General features: G+C 72.9%; 29 protein-coding genes. 1 reads left to right on the plus strand and 28 read right to left on the minus strand.

Annotated features, from left to right (window positions below):
- Positions 1 to 81 precede the first annotated feature (81 nt).
- Entirely contained in the window at positions 82 to 1,074 is a 993-nt protein-coding gene (locus tag HOP40_RS35445; RefSeq protein WP_240157650.1) for a site-specific integrase, read from the plus strand.
- Positions 1,075 to 1,337: 263 nt separating this feature from the next.
- On the opposite strand, the gene HOP40_RS13110 is transcribed toward HOP40_RS35445, so the two are convergent.
- The 28 genes from HOP40_RS13110 to HOP40_RS13245 all read right to left on the minus strand — a co-directional run bounded on the left by HOP40_RS13110 (position 1,338) and on the right by HOP40_RS13245 (position 22,850).
- Positions 1,338 to 1,673 (minus strand): hypothetical protein, encoded by a 336-nt coding sequence (locus HOP40_RS13110; protein WP_172158185.1) that lies wholly within the window; start codon positions 1,671 to 1,673, stop codon positions 1,338 to 1,340.
- Positions 1,674 to 1,687: 14 nt separating this feature from the next.
- Positions 1,688 to 2,518 (minus strand): N-acetylmuramoyl-L-alanine amidase, encoded by an 831-nt coding sequence (locus HOP40_RS13115; protein ID WP_172158187.1) that lies wholly within the window; start codon positions 2,516 to 2,518, stop codon positions 1,688 to 1,690.
- Position 2,519: 1 nt separating this feature from the next.
- Positions 2,520 to 2,759, minus strand: coding sequence for a hypothetical protein (locus HOP40_RS13120; RefSeq protein WP_172158190.1), 240 nt, complete (start codon positions 2,757 to 2,759; stop codon positions 2,520 to 2,522).
- A complete protein-coding gene (locus tag HOP40_RS13125; protein ID WP_172158192.1) occupies positions 2,738 to 2,905 on the minus strand; it encodes a hypothetical protein in 168 nt (55 codons plus the stop codon). Before HOP40_RS13125 ends, HOP40_RS13120 begins: the two co-directional genes overlap by 22 nt.
- Positions 2,868 to 3,092, minus strand: coding sequence for a hypothetical protein (locus tag HOP40_RS13130; protein ID WP_172158195.1), 225 nt, complete (start codon positions 3,090 to 3,092; stop codon positions 2,868 to 2,870). Before HOP40_RS13130 ends, HOP40_RS13125 begins: the two co-directional genes overlap by 38 nt.
- Before the next feature lie 115 nt (positions 3,093 to 3,207).
- Positions 3,208 to 3,588 carry a hypothetical protein gene (locus HOP40_RS13135; protein ID WP_172158198.1) on the minus strand — a complete coding sequence of 127 codons (381 nt, stop codon included), beginning with the start codon at positions 3,586 to 3,588 and terminating at the stop codon, positions 3,208 to 3,210.
- Complete coding sequence (locus HOP40_RS13140; RefSeq protein ID WP_172158201.1) at positions 3,581 to 3,757, minus strand: hypothetical protein; 177 nt, start codon at positions 3,755 to 3,757, stop codon at positions 3,581 to 3,583. Before HOP40_RS13140 ends, HOP40_RS13135 begins: the two co-directional genes overlap by 8 nt.
- Before the next feature lie 4 nt (positions 3,758 to 3,761).
- Positions 3,762 to 4,076 (minus strand): hypothetical protein, encoded by a 315-nt coding sequence (locus HOP40_RS13145; protein WP_172158204.1) that lies wholly within the window; start codon positions 4,074 to 4,076, stop codon positions 3,762 to 3,764.
- The gene (locus HOP40_RS13150) at positions 4,061 to 4,360 is read right to left on the minus strand and encodes a hypothetical protein (RefSeq protein WP_172158207.1); all 300 of its coding nucleotides are present in this window, start codon (positions 4,358 to 4,360) and stop codon (positions 4,061 to 4,063) included. The genes HOP40_RS13145 and HOP40_RS13150 overlap by 16 nt, the downstream gene beginning before the upstream one ends.
- On the minus strand, positions 4,353 to 4,547 hold the full coding sequence (locus HOP40_RS13155) for a hypothetical protein (RefSeq protein WP_172158209.1): 195 nt from the start codon (positions 4,545 to 4,547) through the stop codon (positions 4,353 to 4,355). The genes HOP40_RS13150 and HOP40_RS13155 overlap by 8 nt, the downstream gene beginning before the upstream one ends.
- Positions 4,544 to 8,167, minus strand: a complete 3,624-nt coding sequence (locus HOP40_RS13160) for a hypothetical protein (protein WP_172158212.1) — start codon at positions 8,165 to 8,167, stop codon at positions 4,544 to 4,546. Before HOP40_RS13160 ends, HOP40_RS13155 begins: the two co-directional genes overlap by 4 nt.
- 3 nt (positions 8,168 to 8,170) lie before the next feature.
- Positions 8,171 to 9,682: an NlpC/P60 family protein gene (locus HOP40_RS13165; RefSeq protein WP_172158214.1), complete on the minus strand. Its 1,512-nt coding sequence runs from the start codon at positions 9,680 to 9,682 to the stop codon at positions 8,171 to 8,173.
- Positions 9,679 to 10,491, minus strand: coding sequence for a collagen-like protein (locus HOP40_RS35450; protein WP_205347178.1), 813 nt, complete (start codon positions 10,489 to 10,491; stop codon positions 9,679 to 9,681). Before HOP40_RS35450 ends, HOP40_RS13165 begins: the two co-directional genes overlap by 4 nt.
- 10 nt (positions 10,492 to 10,501) lie before the next feature.
- Positions 10,502 to 11,359 (minus strand): hypothetical protein, encoded by an 858-nt coding sequence (locus tag HOP40_RS13175; protein ID WP_172158217.1) that lies wholly within the window; start codon positions 11,357 to 11,359, stop codon positions 10,502 to 10,504.
- Position 11,360: 1 nt separating this feature from the next.
- Positions 11,361 to 15,377, minus strand: coding sequence for a hypothetical protein (locus tag HOP40_RS13180; protein ID WP_172158219.1), 4,017 nt, complete (start codon positions 15,375 to 15,377; stop codon positions 11,361 to 11,363).
- Between the two features lie 61 nt (positions 15,378 to 15,438).
- On the minus strand, positions 15,439 to 15,807 hold the full coding sequence (locus tag HOP40_RS13185) for a hypothetical protein (RefSeq protein WP_172158222.1): 369 nt from the start codon (positions 15,805 to 15,807) through the stop codon (positions 15,439 to 15,441).
- Between the two features lie 11 nt (positions 15,808 to 15,818).
- A complete protein-coding gene (locus HOP40_RS13190; protein WP_172158224.1) occupies positions 15,819 to 16,343 on the minus strand; it encodes a polysaccharide deacetylase family protein in 525 nt (174 codons plus the stop codon).
- Entirely contained in the window at positions 16,340 to 16,645 is a 306-nt protein-coding gene (locus tag HOP40_RS13195) for a hypothetical protein (protein ID WP_172158226.1), read from the minus strand. Before HOP40_RS13195 ends, HOP40_RS13190 begins: the two co-directional genes overlap by 4 nt.
- 20 nt (positions 16,646 to 16,665) lie before the next feature.
- Positions 16,666 to 16,983, minus strand: a complete 318-nt coding sequence (locus HOP40_RS13200; RefSeq protein ID WP_172158228.1) for a hypothetical protein — start codon at positions 16,981 to 16,983, stop codon at positions 16,666 to 16,668.
- Between the two features lie 62 nt (positions 16,984 to 17,045).
- Entirely contained in the window at positions 17,046 to 17,537 is a 492-nt protein-coding gene (locus tag HOP40_RS13205) for a phage tail tube protein (RefSeq protein ID WP_172158230.1), read from the minus strand.
- 3 nt (positions 17,538 to 17,540) lie between these two features.
- Complete coding sequence (locus HOP40_RS13210; RefSeq protein WP_172158232.1) at positions 17,541 to 17,732, minus strand: hypothetical protein; 192 nt, start codon at positions 17,730 to 17,732, stop codon at positions 17,541 to 17,543.
- 69 nt (positions 17,733 to 17,801) lie between these two features.
- Positions 17,802 to 18,314, minus strand: a complete 513-nt coding sequence (locus HOP40_RS13215; protein ID WP_172158234.1) for a hypothetical protein — start codon at positions 18,312 to 18,314, stop codon at positions 17,802 to 17,804.
- A complete protein-coding gene (locus HOP40_RS13220; RefSeq protein ID WP_172158237.1) occupies positions 18,311 to 18,763 on the minus strand; it encodes a head-tail connector protein in 453 nt (150 codons plus the stop codon). The genes HOP40_RS13215 and HOP40_RS13220 overlap by 4 nt, the downstream gene beginning before the upstream one ends.
- A 3-nt stretch (positions 18,764 to 18,766) precedes the next feature.
- Positions 18,767 to 18,985, minus strand: coding sequence for a hypothetical protein (locus HOP40_RS13225; protein WP_172158239.1), 219 nt, complete (start codon positions 18,983 to 18,985; stop codon positions 18,767 to 18,769).
- Positions 18,982 to 19,905, minus strand: a complete 924-nt coding sequence (locus HOP40_RS13230) for a phage major capsid protein (protein ID WP_172158242.1) — start codon at positions 19,903 to 19,905, stop codon at positions 18,982 to 18,984. The genes HOP40_RS13225 and HOP40_RS13230 overlap by 4 nt, the downstream gene beginning before the upstream one ends.
- A 13-nt stretch (positions 19,906 to 19,918) precedes the next feature.
- Positions 19,919 to 20,290: a capsid cement protein gene (locus HOP40_RS13235; protein WP_172158244.1), complete on the minus strand. Its 372-nt coding sequence runs from the start codon at positions 20,288 to 20,290 to the stop codon at positions 19,919 to 19,921.
- A gap of 3 nt (positions 20,291 to 20,293) precedes the next feature.
- The gene (locus tag HOP40_RS13240) at positions 20,294 to 21,601 is read right to left on the minus strand and encodes a head maturation protease, ClpP-related (RefSeq protein WP_172158246.1); all 1,308 of its coding nucleotides are present in this window, start codon (positions 21,599 to 21,601) and stop codon (positions 20,294 to 20,296) included.
- On the minus strand, positions 21,594 to 22,850 hold the full coding sequence (locus tag HOP40_RS13245) for a phage portal protein family protein (protein WP_172158249.1): 1,257 nt from the start codon (positions 22,848 to 22,850) through the stop codon (positions 21,594 to 21,596). Before HOP40_RS13245 ends, HOP40_RS13240 begins: the two co-directional genes overlap by 8 nt.
- Between the last annotated feature and the right edge of the window lie 18 nt (positions 22,851 to 22,868).

Raw genomic sequence — 22,868 nt, forward strand, 5'->3', positions numbered from 1 at the left:
TCCCCGTCAGGGAGGTGTGGATCAGGGCCCGAAACTCCGGCACCATGCAGGTTGAAGCTCCCCATAAGGCAGGTTATGACTGTGGACCAAATCGCCCGGAACAGCGGGGGTCCGGCGCCGACGATCGTCGACGACCTCCTCGACCCCGTCACGGCCGAGCGCCTCGCGCGGTCCGTGCCGACCAACACGCGGCTCGCGTACGGGGCCGTCCGCGACGCGTTCGAGCGGTGGTGTGCGCGTGCTGGCCGGACCGCGCTGCCCGCCCACGACGCGACCCTGACCGCTTACGTGTCGCACCTGATCACGGCCGAGGTTGCGCCGGCGACGATCAGCCAGCACATCGGCGCGATCCGGAAGCTGCACAGCATCGCCGGGCACAAGGGCCGTCCCGACGCCGAGCAGGCGCAGCAGCTGCTCCGCGGGTACCGCCGCGAGCGGGCCGAGAACGGGGTGGTCGACCGCGCGGCGACGCCACTGGTCGCCGAGGCGCTGCGGCGGGTCATCGACCACCTGCCGCTGGACACCACCAGCGGGAAGCGGGACCAGCTCCTGCTCGTGCTCGGGTTCACGATGATGGCGCGCCGATCCGAGCTGGCGGCGCTGACGATGCAGGACGTGCGGGAGACCGACGACGGGCTCGAGGTCGGGATCCGGACGTCGAAGACGGACAAGGACTCGCGCGGCACGGTGGTCGCGCTGCCGGCCGGGTCGCACCCGGAGGTGGATCCGGTGCGGCTGGTCCGCGGGTGGACGGCGGTGCTGGCCGACCTGGGCATCACGTCGGGCCCGCTGCTGCGCACGGTGTCGCGCACAGGCGTCGTCGGCGGCGCGCTGCAGCCGCAGAGCATCAACAGCATCGTGCGCCGCTGCGTGGCCGCCGCCGGGCTGCCGGAGCCGGACGGGTACTCGGCGCACTCGCTCCGCGCCGGCGGTCTCACCTCGGCGCTGCGTGCGGGCGTCCCGCTGGGCGTGGCCGCGGCGCACGGGCGCTGGTCCCCGAAGTCCCCGGTCGTCATCCAGTACGCGCGGGCCGCGGACCGGTGGCGGGACAACGCGATGAGGGGCGTCCTGTGATCGCCGATCTCGACGCGGTCCCCGACATATAGATGACGCCCCGCTCGTGGTGAGTGACCACGAGCGGGGCGTCGTGAGGCGCGGCGGATATCGCGACTGGATCCACTCCCCAGCTTCAACAGCCGCGATACCCGCCGCGCCTCACACGGCAATCGCAGCATCAACCCGCCGCGTTACACCCCGCGGGCCACCGGGTCACTGACACGCCAAAGCGCCCCCCGGCTGGATGCCGGGGGGCGCTGTCGCGTGCGGGGAGCGGACGATCAGGCGTGCTCGGGGTGGCCGCCACCGATGCCGGCAGGAACGGCGCGCTGCACGCCGCCCTCGGAGCCGGTGATGCCGGTCGGCTTGAGCAGGCCGTAGTGCAGGCCGACGCCGAGCAGGAACACCGTCACGGCGTTCGCGCCGCCAGCGGACCAGTCGTAGGCGGTGGTGTCGCCGGCGACGCTGTACAGCTCGTTGAGCAGGCCGGCCACGGCGGACAGCGCGGCGAGCACGACGGCCTTGAGGCCGGGATGGGCGACGCGGGCGGTGACGAGCCCGGTCAGGATCGGCAGCACGGTGCCGGTCAGGAGCAGCAGCCAGTTGAGGTCGATCACGGTCAGCCCTTCGATCAGGTCGCGCGCGGGGTGAGCGGGTGCTCGGTGAGCAGCGCCAGCACCCGGCGGGCGATGGCGTCGTGGTCGGCCGCAGTGAGCGCGGGCGGGCCGCCGGCGGCGCGGGGTGCGTCGGCGGCGAGGTCCTCGGCGCTGCGCTGCGCGGGGTAGCCGACGGGGTCGGCGACGCCGAGGCGGGACAGGATCTGGGAGCGGGCGTGGCCGATGTCGTCGCGGCGGGCGAGCTGCTGCAGCAGGGCCCGGTCCTGGTCGCTGAACATGTCGTCCTCCATGCGGGGGCCTGGGGCGGGGGCGGCGAGGTGGCGGGCGACGGCGGCCCGGAACGCGGGCAGGTCGCCGGGCCAGCCGGCGAGGTCGACCTTCCGGCCGGGCGCCCACGTCTTGTGGAAGATCACGTGCCGCTCGGTGAGGCCGTAGCGGCGGCACAGCGCGGCGACACCGCGCGGGTACTCGGCGAGCTGCGCGGCCGTCCAATCGCCGGCGGCGGTGCCCGCGGAGACGGCCTCGATGCCGATCGTCCAGGCGTTCGCCGAGTTCGCCGGGATGCCCAGCAGCGGGCCGCCCGACCCGGCGTGCCACGCCTGCCCGGACCCGAGGAATCGCCACAGGCCGTCGCGTTCGAGGACGAGCTGCGACAGGAGTCCCTCCAGCCCGGCGCGGCCGTCGCGGACGACCTTCCAGGTGTTCGCGGAGACGCTGCCGGTGTGGTGGCAGACGATGGCGCGGACGCCGGCGAGCTGGCCCTGCCCACGGGTGGCCGCGCCGGGGTCGACCTCGACGCGGCAGCCGGCGGCGCGCAGGGTGAGGCCGAGGTCGGTGAGGAGCACGTCAGTCCTCGCCGTCGTTGCGGGTGATCTCGCCGAGCTCGGGGGATCGGTCTTCGCACCAGCCGTCGGCGCGGTCGTCGTCGTCGCCGGGCGGCCATGCCCAGTCGACGGCGGGGCCGTACCGGACCTGGTAGGCGGGCAGCATCGTCGTCGCCGGGTCCTGTCCGGGCGGGACGGCGGGCACGTCGACGTGGTGCTCGTCGGAGAGCTGCCGGTAAATCAGAGGCTCGGGATCGGGCACCGGTTCACCTCGTCCCGCAACGCCGCGAGGTGTTGGGCGACGTGGTCGTGTGACGGCGGCTGGGCGCCGGCGCGCAGGTCCTCGATCAGCTGCTCGTCTACGTCGACGTCAGCGAGCTCGACGGGCGGCTCGTGCGGGTCGGGCATGGCGGGCTCCTTCCGGGGTGACGCGCGGGGCCGGGATGGATACGCGGCGGCGCTCGAACAGCGGCGGCAGGCGGTGTCCGTTGCTGGGCAGGTACGGGGTCATCGCCAGGATCAGCAGCCGCACCTCGGCGTCGGCGCGGACCTCGGCGAGCTCGGCGCGGAGCCGGGCCGTCTCGGTGTCGGTCATGGCGATCTCCCGTCGTTCCGGTCGCGGAGTCGGATGGCCCGGCCGATGGCCAGGCCGGCGGCGACCGACGCCGCGGCCCACGCGGCCACGCCGACCGCGATCCAGCCGGCGCAGGTCACCCTGTCCGCCGCGGCACGAGGTCGCCCCGGCAGTCGAGGGAGTCGCGGGCCTCGCGCATCACCCGCTGGTTCTCGATGTAGGTCTCGCGCGCCGGGCCGGCCGGCCGGGACTCGGGGTCGTAGCCGCCGACGACGAGGTCGAACACCGGGCACAGCACGTCCTGCCGCACCGCGATGCCATCGTCGATGGCGCGCTCCGCGCGGAACGCGACGTACCCCACGAACCCGCCCAGGGCGACGACGAGCAGCAGCGCCACGACGAGCGCCCGGTTGTTCTGCTCGGTCTTCGTCTGCCGCTCCGCGAGGCGGTCGACAGACTCGGTCAGCGCCTCGACGTCGTCGCCGAGCGCCTTCGCCCGGGCCTTGAGCTCATCCACTGGTCTCCCCGTTCGTGCGTTGCATCTGGCGGATCAGGCCCTGCAGGTCGACGACGTACTCCTGCAGGCGGGAGGTGATGGCGGCGAGCTCCGCTGTGACCGCCACGGTCTCGGCGCGCAGCTGCTCCCGCTCGCGCTTGGTCTGCTCGCTGGTGCGCGGGCACGGCATGGCCTCACCGCTCCTTGTCACGAGAGATCAGCTCCACTACGTCGCGCAGGACCGCGGCCGCGTTGGCGACGGTGGCGGTTGCGCTGGTCACGGCCGGGATGACCTGGTCCCGCATGACCTGGTTGAGCTCGCGGATGTGGTCGGCGTTGTTGTCGGCGCGCTCGCGTTCCCGGTCGTGGGCCGCGGTCTCGCGGGAGAACAGCACGCGGATGGCCGCCAGTGCGAGCAGGACGACGATGCCGAGGACGCCGTACTCCAGCAGCGCGGGCATGACGGTGGCGGCCTGCGTGGTCGCGGTCGTGGTCAGGACGCGGCCCACCGCTGGTAGTGCCCGTCAGCGCGCGAGACCGTCCAGCTGTCGTCGGTGCGCATCACGAAGTCGCCGAGGTGCGCGACGTCGTCCTCGTCGAGGGAGCTGTTCACGGCGAGCGCCTGGTTGCCGGCGTAGTCGAGGACTCGGACCCCGCCGCACCATGCGGCGAGCGCGTTCCAGGTGGCCGGCTGCAGCTGGTAGCCCTCCACGGTGACTGCCTCGTCGATGACGTAGTCGCCGTCGACGTAGCGGGCGGGGTGGTAGCGCTTCGGCCAGTCGTGCTCAGACATCCGTGGCCGCCGGGCTGCCCTCGTCCGCGGCCGGGCCGTGCTGCCGCTCGAGCTCGGAGATCCGCTCGGCCTGCACCTCGGAGATGGCCTCGTAGGTGGCGGCCCGCCACATCGCCGCGCCGAGCTCGGTGCGCTGCAGGATCGCGACAATCCGCTCGGGTGAGACGGTCGCCTGCTGGTTGCTCACGGTTCCTCCGGGACGTAGGGCGGGACGTAGTCGTAGAGCGCTTGCGCCTCGACGGTGATCGGGCTGCCCGAGCTCGGCGAGATCGTGGCGAGCGTCTTCACGACGACGGTGCAGCCGGTCAGGGTCAGCGACCCGGGCTTGATCTGGGCCGTCGTCTTGCCCAGCCACTCGATCGCGGCGTAGATCGTGGTGATGCCGCCGGTGGGCACCTCGAGCGGCTCCTCGTCCCAGGTGACGGCGAGCTCCCGGACGGCGCCGGCGAGGGACGGCCCGGACGGGACCAGCGTGCGCCCGGCGACGGACCGGATCTCCCGGTCGCTGATCTGGTTGAGCGCACCGTGCAGCAGCGCGAGGTGGTCGGGGATGCTGATGCTCGCGACCGTGCCGCCGTTCGCGTCGGGCGTGTCCCGGACCAGGACGGCCGGCATCTCCTCGGCGAGCACACCGAGCCGAGTCGGCGGGTCGGCGACCGGCACCGGGTCGGGGTCGGGGTCGGCCTCGGTTGGGGGCGGGGTGTACCAGCGGTCGGACGTGTAGACGTACTTCCGGGCGCGCGCGGCCCGGATCGCGGCGAGCGGGTCTACGACGGCCCGGATGTCGGCGATCTCCTCCTTCACCGTCTCCGAGGAGGAGATGACGAAGTCGCTGGCCTTGACCGCGACGAAGGTGTCCATCGCGGCGTTGACGACGAGCATCGACCCGGCCTCGGCCTTCCAGCCGGCGTTGCGGGAGATTGCGACCATGCCCGGGTTGGAGCCGGTGTCGAGCTTGTACTCCAGCACCGACGAGGCGATCTGCACCCCGGAGGAGTTGGTCTGGGAGAACGCGATCCGGCGGAACGAGCCGTCGGGCGGGGTGAGCTTCCCGTTGACCTCGAAGTTGATGAGCGGGGCGGTGACCCGGGCGCGGCGGTCGAAGACGACCATCTCCGACCGCAGGTCGCTGGGGATCTCGGACTCGGCGGAGAAGTTCATGCCGGCGCCGAGCGCGTTGACGTTCATCCGGCCCGAGCGGCCGTTCCCGTCGAGGATGCCCCGGATCATGAGGTCGTTGCCGAAGTTGTTGATCTGGCTGTAGTTGCTGCCCGACGCCGGGTAGAACCGCTGGGTGCCGTCCGGGAGGATGTTGATCCGCTCGCCGGACAGTGCCGACATGTAGGTGCCGGTCATCAGCATCGACGCGTCGGAGGTCTGCCAGCGGCCCACGACGGTGGAGCCGCTGTAGAGCCGCAGCCCGGAGGCGTCGAACTCGACCCGGTTCCCCGAGGCCGCGGTGCGCATCAGTCCGGACTGGGTGACCGTCGCCGTCATGGTGCCGGCGGTGAGCTTCCCGACGTCGAGCGCGCTGATCTTCGCCGAGTTCACGGCGAGGTCGGCGATCTTCGCGGTGATGATCGCGGCGTCCACGATCTTCACGCTGCCGACGGCGAAGTCCGCGATCTTCGGCGCGGTGACGATCGAGTCGATGAGCTGCGCCGAGACCAGCTGCTCGGCCGTGGCCGGTCCCGCGACGGTCGAGATCGGGCCGGCGTTGCCCGCCCGGTCCACGTGCTGCAGCGCCGCGTAGTAGCCGATGCCGATCGGCAGGTCCGGCTGGTTCCACGTCCCGGCGCCGAACAGGTTCGCCACGTGCTGACGGCCCGTCTCGGCGGGGACGAACGCGACCGGTGAACTCGCCCCGGCCGGCGCGGTGATGCTGGCCGAGCGGGACAGGAACACGCGGGTGTGGTCGTAGTCGCTGGGCATGGGCTCGCCGACCGACCCGAGCCCGCTCGAGGCGATGTCGAGGGTCTCGAACCAGACCCGCAGCGTCGGCGCGGCGGCCTGCGGCGGGGGCACGTTGTCGACGGCCGTGGTGTGCTGCAACGGCACCGACCACGGGCCCTGGTTCCCGGAGTTGTCGAACGCGGCGACGCGCACCGCGATGCTCGCGTCGGCCTCGACCCCGCCGAACGTGAACGTCGTCGCCGTGGTGCCGGTGGACGGGGTGACCTCGTTGAACGCGATGATCGCGTCGACCGGGTTGGAGCTGGGGATGCCGCCGACCTGCGACATGCCGAGGTAGGCGAGCGCCACCTTGTAGCCGGCAATGTCGTCGGCGGCGGACGCGCCGGAGCTGTGGTCGCTGACGTAGCCGGCCAGCCAGGTCTCGGCGTCGCCGGTGTTGTTCCACCCGGCGAGGAGCTCGTCGTTGTGGTCGTTCACCAGCTGCGGCGCCTCGGGCCACGTCCACTCCTCGGACACGGCGAGGCCCGACTGGAAGCGTTCGAGGATCAGCTGCGCGGCCTGTGCCTGCGGGGTGTTCGGGCCGTCTGCGTTCGTCACGACCGCCGACCAGCCGACGGTGACCGCGGCGAGGGTCTGCGAGTGCTCGTCGTCCTGGTAGGCGATCGAGTCGACCACCAGCCCGGTCGGGGCGGCCGGGGCGGTGGTGTCGTCGCCCGGGGTGGCGGTCGAGGTGCCGACGACAGCGTCGCCCGACGAGACCGCGGCCAGGCGCCGGTAGAGGGCGGCGAGGGCGTCGGTCATCAGGTCCGACTGCACGACGGTGATCTGCGGGGGGCTGCCGCGCAGGAACTCCAGGTCGAGCTGCGCGACCCGGAGGCGGCGCCGCTCGGTGCCGGTGACGGCGTAGCCCCAGTCGCCGACGCCGTAGTCGAGCAGCGGACGGGGCGCGCCGGCGGCGAGCGCGACGGTGGAGGCGTACTCGGCGGCGCCCGTCGACAGGGTCTGCGCCTGCGCGGCGGCGAACGCCTCGACCCCGCTGAGGGTGGCGATCTGCCCGGCGTCGGCGGCGACCTCGGCGCGGAACCCGAGCGAGGCCAGCGCGGTCGCGTTCTCCGCCCAGTCGTAGAGGCCCTGGCCGCCGGCGGCGAGGACGGCGGACCCGGCCTGCTCGGCGGTCTCTCGGCGCGAGTGCTCGGCGAGGTTGATCGTGTGCGCGAACGTGAGCGGGGGCGCGTCGAGGGTGCGGTCGACGCCGCGCCCGTCGGGGTTGTAGGCGCGCAGCACCCGGGCCCCGGTCATGTCGAACTCACCCATGCCGAGCTCGACGCCCTTCTCGGCGACCTGCAGGACGGTCGTCTTCGGGCTGAACTTGAGGCTGGTGACGTTCGACGCCCACGCGACGCCGTTGCTGTCGTGGGTGGTCGAGAAGTCCCACGTGACGCCGGTGAGCGCGCCGCGGGCCTGGGCCTGCTGTAGGACGGTGATGAGGATCGTGCCGTAGGTGACGGCCGAGAAGATGAGCTCGCCCTTGGGGTTGGCGCTGGTCTTCGTCTGCGGGGCGACGAGGGCCTTGCCGAGGAGCCACTCGAGGAAGTGCCCGCCGAACGTCCACGAGCTGTCCGGGGAGAGCGCGTCGCCGCCCTTGCGGAGCAGGTAGCCGCGCAGCGCGCCGGTGGCGTTGCCGCCGAGCCACACCTCGATCTCGAGCGCGCGGGGAGGGCGGGCGCCGACGCCGTCGTGCAGGACGTCGAACCCGTCGGCGCCGGCGAGGTAGTCGACGGTGACCGAGCCAGGCGAGTTGCGCTGCGGCGCGAGCTGCAGCTTCGTCCAGGCAGGCAGCGGGATCAGGGTTGACCCGTCGACCGCGAAGAGGGCAGGAGTCAGCGCGGCCACCGGTCAGAACCGCCGGATCGTGCGCAGCTTGCGCGCGTATATGCCGCTTCCGTCGAGCCGGGAGGGTCCGCCCATATCGGCGAACGTCGGCCCGTCGGGCGTCTTCCGGGACGAGATGAAGCGGTAGGCACCGTCGGTGCCCAGGCCGAGGTAAATGCCGGTATGGTCGATCTCGCCGTCGTACTCGTCGAGATCGGCCGTGGCGTCAAAGCCGACGATGTCACCGATCCGGAGCGGGGTCAGGTCCGTGATCTGCGCCCCGGTACGCGGAACAATGATCACCCCCGGCCCGGAGTCGAGCTGGTCACGGGACACGCGGGGCAGCTGCCCGCTGCCGACGGCGTTGAGCGACAGGGGCAGGCCGGCGCGGTAGCCCCACACGATCCGGAGGAAGCCCGAGCAGTCGAGCGAGTCGAGCTCGGCCGACTCTGCGCTGTCCACGCCGGTGTAGGTCCAGTCGAGACCCAGGTAGTCGTTGAAGTCGGCGCCGACGTCGCGGCCGCCTGCCGCGTTGAGCGGCCCGTAGTGGGCGTCGCCCGCGATCTTCTGCGGCCCGTCCATGACGGTCGCGGCGCCGGTGATGTACTGCATCGACAGCGCCAGCACGTCGAGGCTGGTGTCCGCCAGCGCAGCCGCGAGCCACGTCGGGTTGACGATGCCGGCGAACGCGGCGGGCAGGACCCGGACCCATGTCGAGTGCGTGATCGTCGGGTTGGCGGGCCAGGCCGCGGTTGCGGTGAAGTCGTCGAACAGGAACACAGGGTTGTTTGTCGAGGACGTCGCGGCGAGGGTCCGCACGCCCATGCGCCCGGTCGGGTAGGTGGTGTCGGCGACCGAGAGGTTGGGCGAGACGGGTTCGGTGTCGCCGTCCTTCCACGCCCGCATGGTGTGCGTCGTGCCGTCGAAGGTGGCCCGGATGTGCCACACCTGCCCGGCCACGTAGGTGCCGGAAGTCCCGACGGTGGTCGACCCGGCGATGGTGGTTGCGGTGCCGCCGACGACACGGGAGATCAGACAGGACACCAGCCCGGACGGGTTGAGCGTGAGCTGGTAGCGCATGTGCGCAGTCGTCGAGGCCCAGCCGCCGATCAGCGCGGCCACGTTCGCGGCGCCGACGGGCATGGTGTCCGTCGTGACCGTGGTCCGCATGTCGTAGGTGGTGACGTCGTCGGCGAGGCGGGTGTACCGGGAGGTGTTCGTGGTCGGCGCGGAGATGCGGCCCTTGCCTGCTGACACGGAGAAGTCGGCGTCGACGCCGCCGAAGTTGCCCCAGGTGCCGCCGTTGGGGGAGGGCCCCCACCCTGACGACACGGTGCGGGCGAACTGGTCGAGCACGGGCGGCTTCGTCTCGGTGAACGTCCGCTCGGCGCCCAGCAGCGACACAGTGCGGGCGCCGTCGGTGAACGTCGCGAGCAGCGTCCCGGCCGCGTTCCGGACCTCCGTGCGAACCGGCGCGGTGGCGCGGCGGTGCAGCGGCCGCCGCGCGACGGCGCGCCGCGACTGCACCCCGATCACGCGGTGTCCCCGGTGAGAACCCACTCGTTCGTGCCGCGCTTGCGCAGCGACAGCGCCGAGTACTGCACCCGAGTGGCGAGCGTGCCCGCGGTGCGGATCGTGACTCCCGCGCCGGGCGCGACCGTGACCTGACCGGCGCCGTACTGCAGCAGCTCCAGCACCGCCCCGACCGGGAAAGCGACGTCGCTGTTCGGCGGCACCGTGACCGCGGTCGCGGTCGCCGCAGTCAGCTCGACCGCGGTGCCGGCGTCGGCAAGGGCGAGGGTGTAGGCGGTGCCCGCCTGCGTGGTGGCGGCGACGCTCGCGGTCCCCTCCGGGCCGGCGGGTCCGGTCGGGCCCGTGGCGCCGGTCGGCCCGGCAGGGCCCGTCGGTCCGGCCGGTCCCGTCGGTCCGGCAGGGCCGGTGCTTCCCGTCGCGCCGGTAGGCCCCGCGGGGCCGGTAGGCCCAGGCGTCGGCACGGTGATCGCGTTCGGGTGCGTCTCTACGATCGTCGCCGAGTCGAGATCGAGCGCCCCCCCGTCGTGGGGTACCGCGAAGTAGAACTTCCGCGGCTTCCGCTGCCCGTTGAGGTAGAACACCGCCTCGTACATCACCCCGGTCGGGGTGGTGCCGGTGTCGGTAGTCGCCGCGAGCTGCACCGACAGCGCCCCCGCGGTGATCGCGGCCGGGACCTCGGCGGCCGCGGTGGTCTGGGACGTGCCCGCGCTGTTGCGCATCGTCGTCACCGGCCGGAACACCGCCGACCCGGTCGCGTTGGAGCCGTCCGGGTTCTTCACCGTCGCCGTGACCGTGATCAGGGTGAACGCCACGCTGTGCTCCTCAACTGCTTCGGTAGCGGCGGCGCCCGGCCACCTCGACGGACATCGACCCGCCGCCGGTGTGCGTGAGCACAGCCGACAGCGGCTCGGACGGATCGATCTCGAACAGGCCCGGGCCGGGCGAGTAGTCCAGGCCGGCGTAGCCAGGGGTCCACGCCGTCCCGGTGCCCTGGCTCGTCAGCCCGGTCGCGGCGTCGACGAGCAGCTGCCGCCCCGACGAGATGACCCCGGCCCAGCCGAGGTAGCCCGTCGACAGCGTGAGCCGCGGGTTCGACCCGGCCCCGAACCGCACCCGCAGCCCCGTGCACGGCGCCGTCGCCGCGGCGAACACCGCGAGCGGCAACGTGCCCCCGGTGGTCAGCGACACCGTGCCGGTGCTGGTGTCGGTGAGGTCCTCCCAGTGCCCGGCCGGGATCGCGACCGACGCGGAGAACCGGCCGAACCACGGCGACGCTGGCTCCCGCGACGGCGCGAGCCCTGCCTCGAGGTGGCCGTACGCGCGCCGGGTCCCGTCCGGGCGGGGATGGTCGATCGGGAACCGGCGCCGGTGGAACAGTCGCACCAGCTCGTCCCAGCGGGCGAAGTAGTGCTCGGCGCTGCCGTCGTCACCGACGAACTCGCCGGTGTCGGGGTCGACGCCCATCAGCGACATCGTGAACGTGATGCTGGCCGTGCTGTCGGGGCGGCGCGGCTGCCCCGGCAGGCCGTACACCTCGATCGCGCCGTCCCGCCCGGGCAGCACGATGTCCTCCCCGACGGGGTCCGGTGTCGACTGCAGGTTCTCGGCGACCTCGATGCGGGTCGCGTAGTTGTGCAGGTCGACGCCATCGACGAGGTAGGTGTCGTCGTAGTCGGCCACGTCAGGACCAGCCCGGCAGCAGCTCGGCGCTGGACCTCGACGCCTGGGCGCGCGCCGCACCGGAGGGGCCGGCGCCGAGTGCCCGCTCGATCCGCACGAGGCCGGCCACGATGGGGCCGGCGACGGCGTCGGGCGGGCTGTACCCGGCGCGCATCATCGCGGACAGCTGGCGCACCGCGGCCACCACCTCCTGCTGGTTGACCGTGACCGGGCCGCCGCCGGTGCCGGTGCGGGTGTCGAGGACGCGCGCGAGAGCGGCGACGCCGCCGCGCGGCGCGCCCGCACCGGCGGTGCTCATCGTGTTGCGCGGCACCAGGTCCATGCCGCGGCGGCGGGCCCACTCGGTGCCGAGCGCCATCGTGCGCGGCACCCCGTTGTCGGGCAGGTAGAACTCGTCCTTGTCCGTGCGGTCGCCGGTGTAGCGCAGGTGCCGCGGGGGGAACCGCTGCGCGGTCCCGGCCCGGAACGGGCGGCCGGGGAAGGTGCCGCCGCCGGCGTACCAGGTCGACGAGGCGGGGATGACGTTGCCGTCGTGGTTGCGGGTCTGGGTGCCGACGCCGATGGTCCGGTAGTCGCCGCCGCGGGTCACCACGGTGATGGTGTGCGTCGACGACGACGGCCGGGACAGCGCCGCCTTCATCGCGCCGACCCCGCCGTCGCGGGCCAGGATCGTCATGGTCGAGCTCGCCCGGCCGACGTCGCCGAGCAGGACCCCGAGCACGCTCCGCGCCGGGAGCGACTGGCCGCCGATCGTGACGTCGTCGCGGCCCGACCGGATCGCGGCGAGGGTGTCGTCGAGGACTCTGGCCGCCGGGTAGTTCTGGCCGCCGATCGTGACCTCGGCGTTCGACGCCCGGATCTGCGCCATCACCAAGTCAAGGGCCTGCTGCGCAGGCATGGACTCGCCGTTGATCTCGACCGTCTCCCGGCCTTCGGAGATCGCGGTGAGCACCGACTGCAGCGCAACACCGGCCGCCTGTGGGTTGCCGTCGATGCGGATGGACCCACCGGAGCCGTTGATCACCCCGACCAGGCTTTCGAGGTCGGTGAGCGCCTCCTGGGTCTCCAGGTTGATCTCGACCTCGCCGTCCCGCATGCTGTCGATCAGGGTCTGGGTGTCAACGATCTCGCCCGTCTCGGGGTCGATCGCGATGGTGACGGTCTTCCCGTCCGGCAGTTCGATGACCTGCGTCGCGAACCCCAGCGCCGCGGCACCGGCCGAGAGGTAGTCCAGCCGCGTCTGGCTGAGCATCGACAGTTGCGACAGCAGCGCGTCGCGCGCCGGGCCCTGGGCATTCGCGGCAAGGTTCAAGAGGGTGGCCCCATAGGCAGCCGATCCGGCGTCCGCCCCGCCGAACTCCTCGGCCACTTGCTGCGCCGCCTTCGCGGCCTGGTCGGCCGCGAGCACGTACTCGCGCGTCGCTTCGGCCGCCTGGTTCGACCCGGCGCCGTACTCGGCCGCGGCGTCGTTCGCGGCCTTCTCGGCCTCGGCGACGCGGGCGATCGCGTCCTCCAGTTGGACGTTCGCCCCCAGTGCGGACTGGACAGCAGACACCTGGTCGCGGAGCCGATCGGAGTACGACTGCGTCGCGTCCTCTGCGGCGCGCTGCGCGGCCTCGACCCGGTCGGTCGCGGTGGCGAGCTCGTAGGCCGCGTCCCGGGATCGCTGCGAGCCGGAGCCGGTCTCGTTGACCGCCTCCTGGTACTCGTTCTGCGCGACCGTGGCCGCCTCCTGCGCGATCTGCAGCGACGACATCTCGGTGCGCTGCTGCCCGATCGCCTCGTTCGTCGACTCGATCGACGCGATGCCGAACACGTTGCTGTTGACCCAGGTGTTGACGCTGTTCGCCCAGTCGTCGAACCCGGAGCGGCCGGCCTGCGACACGCCCTGCTGCTCAAGCAGTGCCGTGCGCATGTTGTCCGCGGCGACACCGCCGGAGCGCAGTGCGGTGACCGCGTCGTCGGCCGACACCGACATTGACGACAGCGCCAGGCCCAGCCCGACGGCGGCGACACCGACGATCGGGAGCGCCCTGCCCAGCGCGCCGACCGCCGAACCGAGCGCCAGCGTGGACGTCCCGGCCGCGGCCGCGATCGCCGCCGAGCCTGTCATGCGGCCCGCGAACGCCGCCGCGGACACGGCGGCCACCTGCATCGAGGCGCCCAGCGCCGCGACCGGCCCGGCCACCAGGCCCAGCCCCTTGAACGCGAGCACCGCGGCCAGGACGGCGGGCCCGACCGGACCGAGGCCGTCGACCAGCCCGGACACCAGCGCGATGACAGGGGTGAGCGCCCCGACGGCGATCTGTGCGCCGCCCGCGAGCGCGCCCAGGGTGCCACCGGCGAGCTCGCCGAGCTGCGCGACCAGCGGGGACACCGCGATCGCGAGGTTCGACACCAAGGTGGTGAACCGCTCCAGCCCGTCGGTCTGCGCGAACGACCCGATGGTCGACAGCGCCGCGCCAGACAGCTCGCGGATGCCAGGCAGCAGCGCGCGGACCGCCTCCCCCGACTCGCGGAAGGTGTCGACCAGCGCGGTGCGGCCCTCGACCGAGGACATCAGCGTCGACAGCTCACCGGTGAGTCGCTCGACCGAGCCGAGCAGGTCGAACCCGGAGTCGATGCTGGCGGCGAAGAACGACCCGAGGACCGAGCCGACGTTCCCGGCGATGTTGCCGAGCTGCTGCAGCGAGGTGATGCCGCCGGAGATCCACCGCTCCAGCTCGCCGGACTTCCGGGCCTCGGCGACGAACTCGCGGAACTTCGCGGTCGCGGTCGTCGCACCGGCGGCGAGCTCGGGCAGGAACTCCGAGCCGACGGTCGCGATGTCGGTGAGGGCGGCGGCGACGTTCACCCCGGCCGGGGCGAGCTCGCGCATCGTGGTGCGGGTGTTCGCCAGGATCGTGTTGACGTCGGCGATCACGGGCTCCGACATCGCCCACTTCGCGAAGGAGGCCGCGCTGTTGTTCATCTCCTTGGCGATGCCGGACAGCCCGAACTCGAGGGAGGGCAGGTAGGACTTCGCCAGCGGCTCGATGACGTCGGTCAGGTCCCGGAACAGCTCCTCCTGCACCGACAGGCGCATCTCGGAGAACGCCGGGCCCAGCCCGCGCAGCGTGCCGACGACCTCGCGGGCGGACGGCGACAGCGCGGCGAGGGCCTCGTTGACCTTCTTGACCTGCGCGGCGGTGCCCGTCGGGCCGAGGGCGTCGGCGACGTGCGCCATGCCCAGGCCGAGAGTCGCGAGCGCGGCGCCGGCCGCCGCACCGGCGCCGGGGATCAGGCCGATGGCGCCGACGAGATCCTGTGCTGACGCGCCGAGCGCGCCCAGCCCGGCCGCGGCGGAGATCAGCGCGGGGACGGCGATCGGCACGGCCAGGGCGCGAGCGAGGCCGGCGAGAGACGCGGTCATCTCCGCGACCGACCCCTCGGCGTCGCCGGTGTCGACCTGCACCTTGTGCGTGGTGGTGCCGCGCAGGGTCCGCAGCGACGCGGCGATCGAGGCGAGCCGGGCCTCGATGTCGGGTGGCTGGATGTCGAAGTCGATCCGGACCGTCGACCCGGTCAGCGCGGCGACCTGCTCGTTGAGGCGGGTGACGTCCCGCAGGAACGTGCCGTCGTCGAGCTCGACCTTGACCTTGACGTCGCGCGACATGGTGCGCAGCGCCGTCGCCAGGGCGGCGACGTCGGCCTTCGCGGTGCCGTCGACGTCCAGGCGCACGCGGACGTTGCGCAGCTTCCGCATCTCCACGACCAGGGCCGTGACGTCGCGGCGTGCCTCCGCGGCGCCCGGCGTCTCCACCGTGGCGCGCACGTTCTTCAGCGCGTCGAGGCGGGTCTGCAGCTGCTGCGCCGACCGCGTCGCCGGCGTGATGTTCAGCTGCGCCGTCGGCTCGACCGTCAGCCGGTCGAGCTTCTTGAGCCTGTCCTCGAGCTTCTCCGCCGCTGCGGCCATCGCGAGGAACTCGCGCGAGGCGTTGTCGTTCGCGGTGACGTCGAAGTTCATCGACCGGGACATGCGTCATCACCCCCTCTCCGTGTGCGCTTCCGAGCAGGTGGGCGGGGGTGGTCGAGCAGGGTCAGGAGGCGGCGGCCTCCGGCGCGGCGGGCGCCTCGACATCGGCCGGGGCGTCGGGGGCGGCCTTCGCTGCGGCGCGCAGGTCGCGCACCTCCGCCTGGCCGGCCTCGCGGGTCAGCTTCATCGCAGCCATGAGGTCGACCTCGTCGGCGTCGATGTCGGCCGCGGCGATCGCGTCGAGGCCCGACCGCAGCCGGCCGATCACCAGCGCCGCGACCCAGGCGTCCGGGTCCATCTGCTCACGCGCCCGCTCGGCCACGAAGGGCGCCATGCCGACGGTGATCCGCTTCTGCAGCCGGGCCTCCGACGCCGACAGTCGCTCGTCGTCGAACGTGAACGTCTCGCCCGCGTACGGGATCAGCCACTTCACCTATGCGCTCCTCATCCCAAGATCCGCCGCGCGGTCTTGTCCATCGCCTGCTCAACGACCCGCACGAACCGCGACTCCTCGCCGGGGAAGGTCGGGAAGAACCACGGGTCGGGCAGCTGGTTGAACCAGCTCTTCGGGTCCTCCGGGTCGCGGCCGAACGCCCGGTGCCGCCACCGGTTGCGGGCGATGCCCTCGGTGTACATCGCGAGCCGGTGCCCGGCCCTGCCCGTGCCGCCGCGGCCGAGCGCGTCGCCGTCGACGAAGAACCGCACGCCGACCGGCGACGCGAGCGGTTCGGTCTTCGTCGCGCCCGCCAGCGCCGCCCGGAACCCGGTCGAGCGGCCGCCGCCCTTCGACGGCGACGCCGGGAACGACGCGGCCATCACGCGGGCGTGGACCTTCGCCAGCACCGGCGGCGCCGACTGCTGCAGCCCGGCGCCGAGGTCGCGCTCCAGCGTGCCGTCCCCGGCAGCCCGGAACCGGCGCGCCAGCGCTCCGAACTGGCGGTGCTTCGGGATCCGTACCGTGATCTTCACGGGAGCCCCTCCTGCCTGCGCAGCACCAGCGACGACCCCGGCTCGAGGTCGCCCTTCTCGCGCTGCTTGTCGAACCTGGCCTGCCGGTTCTCCAGTGCAGCGCAGCCCGGGCACACGTCGACCGTCGCGACGAACGCGCGCGGATGACCGCCCTGCTCCGGGTCCCAGTCCTCACGGCGGGTCCCGCACGCCGCGTGCACCGACCGTTCCCGGATGACCCACACGATCGCCGCGTCCTGGTCGTCCTTCGGCCAGCCGAGGAACTTCGAGCGGGGTAGACCACGCGGCCCGCAGTAGTCCATCTGCAGATCGAACAGCGGGTCTACCCGGAACCTTTTCCCACGTCAGCGCCCGGCCAACGGTTCTCGTTCACGTCGACCGCGGTGCGGTACAGCAGCTCGCGGTCACCGACGGGCATCTTCAGCAGCAGCTGCGCCCACTCGGCCTCGGTGAGCGGGTCGCCCTCGTCGTCCGGGGACACCACGCACGCCGCGAGCAGCGCCGGCCGGAACGTCGCGAGGTTCCACCCCCACCCGTCCTCGGCCTGCTGCTCGGTCGGTGGGTGGAGCTGCACCAGCGCGTCCCACTCGGGAGCGGGAAGGGCGCGGACCTCGACGACGTCGGGATCCGCGCCCTGCACAGCTGGCGCCAGGGTGACCGTGCGCGTCGGGAGCTGCTGTGCGACCAGCCGCCCCCGCAGGCTCACACTGCAGCCGGGATGACGATGTCCTCGACGGGCAGCTCGTCGTGCGTGAACCGCACGCGGAGCAGCGTCGCGTTCTCCATCGAGCGGATCTTCGACAGCCGGTTGACCCGGACCGGCCAGATGTCCATCAGCTTCGTCGGGGTGTCGCCCTCGTCCATGAAGACGATGTAGCCGACCGTGCCGTCGGGCAGGACGTCGCGCACGTCGTCGTTGCCGCGGTCGGCGAGGATGTCGAGCCGCCCCGAGGTGATCGTGATCTCGCCGGGGATGCTGCCGCGCAGACGCTTGCCCAGACGGCGGATCTCGATCTCACCGGGCTCGACCTCGAACCCCTCCCACGCCGTGATCTCCGAGGTGAGGTCGGTGCCGGCGTTGATCTCGACACGGGTCGGGATGTTCGTCGTCGCCGCGATGACCGGCACGTAGACGACCTCGAGGCCGTCGAGCGCGGAGAACGGCTCGGCGACGTTCAGTGGAGTGGCGGCCATGTCTCAGGACTCCTTACCGGACGCGGCGGGCCGCGCCTTCGTCTCCTTGACCGCGGACCAGCCGCGGGCCTCCCAGTGCTTCACCGAGCGGGGGTGCACGCGCGTCGTCCCGTCGATGCCCTTCTGCTCGATCTCGACCCAGTCCTCCGGGGCGTTCGGGTTGGCGACCAACCCGACGACCTTCTGCTCTGCCACGAGGGCTCCTCCTTGCATGCGAACGAGCCCCGCAGCGGACGCCGGGGGCGGAACTACTTCGGACTGCGATCAGGCGCGGGGCTGGAACGCCGAGGCCCGCACGGTCACGTCGAGCGCGGCCTGCGGCGGAAGCTGCGGGTCCTCGAGCCACGACAGCGCCACCCGCGCCACCCAGGGCCGAGACGTCAGCACCCCGGACGGCAGGTCCAGATCCGGCGTAGCCGCGACCGCCGCCGGGATCATGTCCAGCACCTCGTACGCGCGGACCAGCGCCGACGCCCGCGTCTCGTCCTCGGCCATCGCCTGCACCCGGCATCCCACGTCCACCGTCAGGTCCTGGCCGCCGAGACGGCGCCGAACCTGCTGGTCGACGTCGCGGTCGGTGCTGCCGGTGACGCCGATGCCGATCGCGGCGAGCTCGTCGTACTGGCCGTCCGCGCCTTCCTCGCCGAGCACGCCCAGGTCGACCCGCACCACCCGCGGGAAGTCCTCCGCGACGTCCGGATCGGCCAACGTGCGGGCGTACGCGGCCACCGTGGCGTGCAGCGCCACCACCAGCAGCGGCGCCGGGCTGCCGGTCACCGAACCACCCAGCACGGGGCCGGGTCGGGCCACGCCATCGGCGCCGGGAACGACCCCTGCGGGCCGCTGGCTGTTGCCGCGGCGACAGCCGACTCCGACACGTCAGCCGCGGGCGGGCCGAGGAGCTCGGTCAGGCGCGCACCGAGCGGGGCCCGGCCGCCGACGCCGACGTCCTCGACGGTCGGCCCGGTGGCGACCGTCGCGGCCCGGGACTGCGGGCGGTAGTAGTCCGCCAGCACCACCCGGACCGCGAGCGACTGCTCCGGCTCGACGGCGTCAGGGTCGTCGGCCAGCGACCGGCCGTCGCCGCCGAACAGGTGCCGGTCGACCCGACGCACCGCCGCGGCGATGAAGCCCTCCATCTCGGCCGTCTTCGACGCATCGAACGACAGCCGGATGTTCAGGTACTCCCGCGCCTCGGCCACGGACAGCACGTCGAGCGCGGACACCGGTCAGTCCTTCGACGCGGCCGGCCGACGCGGCTTGTCCGCCGCGGCGCTGCCGACGACCAGGTCGCCCTGGTCCCGCTTCCCGACCAGCCCGCGGCCCTCGAGGCGCTTCACCTCGTCGGCGTCGAGCCCGTCGGGCAGCGGCGCACCCTGGTACAGGTACTGGATCTTGTCGCCGACGTGCACCACCGCGCACGGCCCGGTCACGATGTACTCGCTCACGAGGTCACCCCCGTGATCTCGTAGCCGGCGTTCGGCTCGAGCACCACGGGGACCGTGATGCGGCGAGCACGCAGCCGGTACGCGTCGGTCTCGTCCTCGCGGATGCTCTTGGTCTCGATGCCCGCGACCGACCCGGCGTAGCCCGGCCCGCCGAGGTTCTCGTCGGCCATGCCGCCGAGCTGCGTCGAGTCGACGACCAGCGCGGCGTTCGCGAGCGGGATGTTCGGGGTGGCGAGCCACCGCATCCCGTCGATCACCGGGAAGTTGCCGGTGAGGACCGGGGAGTTCCCGTCCTCGCGGGGCAGGTAGCCGGCGTCGGCGAACGTCGCCATCGCGTGCGTCCACGCGGTGGTGGACACGACGACGGTGTCGGGCTCGAACCCGTCGTTGAGGTCGATGACGGCGGCCTTCGCCTTCGCCACGTCGAGGAAGATCTGCTTCGCCGTGGCGGTCGTCCACACCGCGGCGGCAGCGGCGGTCTGCGTGACCGCCGATGCGATCGCGGCGATCGCGACGCTGTCGACCTTCTTGACCATCTGGTTGACCAGCTTGAGGAACGCGCGGTCGATCGGGTTGCGCAGCAGCCGGGCGATCGCCTCGTCCGTGACGGGCACGTCCTGGCCCCACTTCTGGACCTCGGCGATCTGCGTCGTGCCGAGCGTGATCCCGGCCAGCGGGTACTCCATGCCCGGCCGCACGACCCGCGGGTCGCGGTCGGTGTAGAGCGACTCGCCCTGCTCGAACTGGATCGCGCCGCCGACCGCGGTGAAGCGGCCCGTCAGCAGGGCGTCCGCGATGAACCGCTGCTCGGCGATGGTGCGGAGCCGACGCGCGATCAGCTCCGGGCTCTGCAGCAGCCGGTGGATGCTGGTGACATCGCCGGTGACGGTGGGAGCCGCCGGCGGGTAGGTGTAGGGCATCGTTCGTCCTCCGTCAGCGGGCCATCTTGACGCGGCAGGTCTGCCCCGCCGTCGACTGTGCGGTCGTCGCGATCCCGACCACGTGGGCGTAGTTCGTGCCGGCCGCGATCGGCGTGACCCGGCCGTTCGCCGCCGGGACGAGGATGTCGCCCACCGCGACCGCGGCGTTCACGATCAGCTCCTGCACGCCACCCGAGGTGACTCCGACCATCGCGCCCGACGCGGCGTCCTGCACCGCGGCGCCCATCCAGGCCGCCGTGGTCGCCGAGGTCTCGATGACGGTCTCGGCCGCGGACAGCGCGACCAGCCGGCCACCGGTGATGGCGGCGCCGGCGGTGAACGTGACGTCCGTGCCCGGCTTGAACACGGGGATGTAGTCAGCCATGACTCAGGCCTCCGACCCGAAGATGCTCGCGTAGAGCGGATCCACCGAGGTCTCGGCGCCGCCGTTGTGCCCGACCGGCGGGCCGACCGGGATCAGGCCCTTCTGCAGGGACGCGAGCGTGTCGCGCGCGCCCGTACCCGGGTCGGCCTCGAGGTTGGTCAGCCACGCGGCGCGGCTCGCCGGCGCGATCCGGCCGTCGGCGATCGCCGCGTCGACGAGCGCCTCCCGGTCCTCGCGCTCCTGCCGGGCGTGCGCCTGCCGGCCGAGCTCGGCATCGCGACGCAGCTGCGCCAGCGCCTGCGAGTCGACCGGCTCGACGCCCTCGGGCAGCTGCGCCGGGGTGTTCGTCTCGTCGTCGTCCTCGTCGTCGCCGTCGGCGCGCTCGTCGAGCGCCTCCTCCAGCGCGGCGAGCACGGTGGTCTCGTCGGCGTTGGCAGCGACTCCGAGCCGCTGCCGGACGTCATCCAGGAAGGGCACGAGGCCGCTCCTCTCAGTTGTGGATCGCCCGGCCGCGGACGCGGCGGGAGTTGTACGGCCCGGCATGGCGGGCGCGGGCGCACGATCGCGCCCGGCGTAGGTGAACGCGGACAGGTCGAACCGGTCCGGCGCGGCGAGGCTGTCCCACATGTCCCAGAACGAGCCGCTGCTGCCGCCCGGGGTGATCTGCTCACCCGCGGCGGTGCCGGTCTCGTCGGCTGCTGCGACCCGGTCCGCGAGGCCCGCGGCGACGGCCTCGTCGGCGGTGTACCAGGTCTCGGCGCGCATCACCTCGCGCCACTGCTCCGTGGTCCCGCCGGCCTTCGCCGCGTAGGTCGAGGCGAGCGCGTCCGACGTCGAGTCGAGCATCCGCTGCGCCTGCGCCATCTCCGCGGCGTTGCCGATCGCGACACCCCACGCGTCGTGAACCATCAGCTGCGAGCCGATGCCCATCACGACCTCGTCGCCGGCCATCGCGATGACCGAGGCCGCCGACGCCGCCAGGCCGTCGACGCGCACCTCGACCTGGGCGCGGTGCGCGCGCAGCATGTTCGCGATCGTCACGCCCTCCGACGCGTCCCCGCCCGGCGAGTTCAGATGCAGCACGATCCGGTCGACGTCGAGGGTGGCCACGTCCCGGACGAACGCATCGGCGGTGACGCCGAACCAGCCGCCGATGGTGTCGAAGAGGTAGACGTCGGCCGAGGACGACGCCGTACCCGGCTCGGCCTCCTCGGTGGCGGCCTGGCCCTCCGCCAGCGCCAGGACCGGGCCGACTCGATACCACGGCCGGGGTGCGCCTGCGGCCGCGCGCAGACGGGGACGATCAGGCATCCGTGCCTCCAGGGTCGCCGGCCGGGGGCCGGTCGGTGTCGTCGGCCGCGGGCAGGCCGTACTGCTGGCGCAGGTGCCGCTCCAGCGCCGGGTCGTTCGACAGCGCGCCGGCGTCGACGAGCAGCTTGATCGCCTGCGCGGTCGCGGCGTGCCGGCTGCCGATCTCGTCGAACACGATCCGCGGCGCCGGCTCGTCCGGGCCCCAGTTCCAGTCGACGAGGTCCTCGACGATGTGCTGCTGCGCGACATCGGCGATCGACTCGGCGACCGTCTGCAGCGACAGCGTGAAGAAGTCCGCGAACGTCGTGCCCAGCGCCCACGACCCGGTCTGCGTGCCGAGGTTCAGGAAGTGCGCGAGCACCGCGCGGGCAATCTGCTCGTCGTGGTACCGGATCGGGGTGTCGGCGTCCGGCAGGGACCCGTCCACGCCGCGCAGCAGCAGGTCCGCGCCGTACGGCACCGCGGCGCCGGCGGCGTCACCGGAGCGCCAGTCCTGCGCCAGCTTCCGGCCGGCGTCGAGGCTGGCCTCCTTCTCGCCGCCCTTGTACAGCGGCACGCCCATCCCGTTGCGCTCGATCGTCTGCGCCTGCACCCGCAGCAGCCGGTCCTTGATCAGCCAGTGCTTGTACGCCGGGCGGAGCAGCGACGACCCCACCCAGTTCCCCGCCTCGCGCTCGTGCACGTACGCGACCAGCCGCGACACCGGGATCTTCACCGTGGCCAGCGTGTCCGCACCCGCGTACTGCTCGATGCCCTCCAGGCCGCCGTCACGCGCCACCTGAATGCTCGCGATCGACCGAGCCGGGCGCAGCGCCAGCTTCCGCAGCCGCACCCGCCCCGCCTCGTCCAGCCGGCACACCTGCTCGAAGTAGGAGTGCCCGAACGGCAGCGACAGCATCGCCATCCGCAGGTGCTCCGCCCACGAGAACCGGTCCCGCACCCGCCGCGACGGCGCCGCCTGCTCGTCGACGCCCTGCACCGGCAGCCCTAGGTCCTCCGACAGCTGCGACACCACCTCGTCGCGCGCACCCGACGGCGCGATCCGCCACCGCGTCCGCAGCACCGGCAGCGTCACCGCCCGCAGCACCGACGCCACCTGCGCGTCCTGCTTGCGCATCTGGTCGTACACCGCGACCGACAGCGGCCACCGCAGCTCCGGCGTGGTCTCCTCCGACGGCGCCATCCACCACGAGCCCGCCGCGTTCGCGTAGCCCAGCTCCGACGTCGGCGCGCCGATCGGTGCAGTCATCCGAGGTCCACCTCCCTT

Origin of the sequence: Pseudonocardia broussonetiae (assembly GCF_013155125.1) — a bacterium.
Taxonomy (GTDB): domain Bacteria; phylum Actinomycetota; class Actinomycetes; order Mycobacteriales; family Pseudonocardiaceae; genus Pseudonocardia; species Pseudonocardia broussonetiae.

What these genes read in the sequence shown, in the direction of transcription:
- HOP40_RS13125 (WP_172158192.1), bottom strand. Translation starts at nt 2,905, where the DNA reads ATGCCCGACCCGCACGAGCCGCCCGTCGAGCTCGCTGACGTCGACGTA.
- HOP40_RS13130 (WP_172158195.1), bottom strand. Translation starts at nt 3,092, where the DNA reads ATGACCGACACCGAGACGGCCCGGCTCCGCGCCGAGCTCGCCGAGGTC.
- HOP40_RS13140 (WP_172158201.1), bottom strand. Translation starts at nt 3,757, where the DNA reads ATGCCGTGCCCGCGCACCAGCGAGCAGACCAAGCGCGAGCGGGAGCAG.
- HOP40_RS13150 (WP_172158207.1), bottom strand. Translation starts at nt 4,360, where the DNA reads ATGTCTGAGCACGACTGGCCGAAGCGCTACCACCCCGCCCGCTACGTC.
- HOP40_RS13180 (WP_172158219.1), bottom strand. Translation starts at nt 15,377, where the DNA reads ATGTCCCGGTCGATGAACTTCGACGTCACCGCGAACGACAACGCCTCG.
- HOP40_RS13195 (WP_172158226.1), bottom strand. Translation starts at nt 16,645, where the DNA reads ATGGACTACTGCGGGCCGCGTGGTCTACCCCGCTCGAAGTTCCTCGGC.
- HOP40_RS13205 (WP_172158230.1), bottom strand. Translation starts at nt 17,537, where the DNA reads ATGGCCGCCACTCCACTGAACGTCGCCGAGCCGTTCTCCGCGCTCGAC.
- HOP40_RS13230 (WP_172158242.1), bottom strand. Translation starts at nt 19,905, where the DNA reads ATGCCCTACACCTACCCGCCGGCGGCTCCCACCGTCACCGGCGATGTC.
- HOP40_RS13235 (WP_172158244.1), bottom strand. Translation starts at nt 20,290, where the DNA reads ATGGCTGACTACATCCCCGTGTTCAAGCCGGGCACGGACGTCACGTTC.
- HOP40_RS13240 (WP_172158246.1), bottom strand. Translation starts at nt 21,601, where the DNA reads ATGCCTGATCGTCCCCGTCTGCGCGCGGCCGCAGGCGCACCCCGGCCG.
- HOP40_RS13245 (WP_172158249.1), bottom strand. Translation starts at nt 22,850, where the DNA reads ATGACTGCACCGATCGGCGCGCCGACGTCGGAGCTGGGCTACGCGAAC.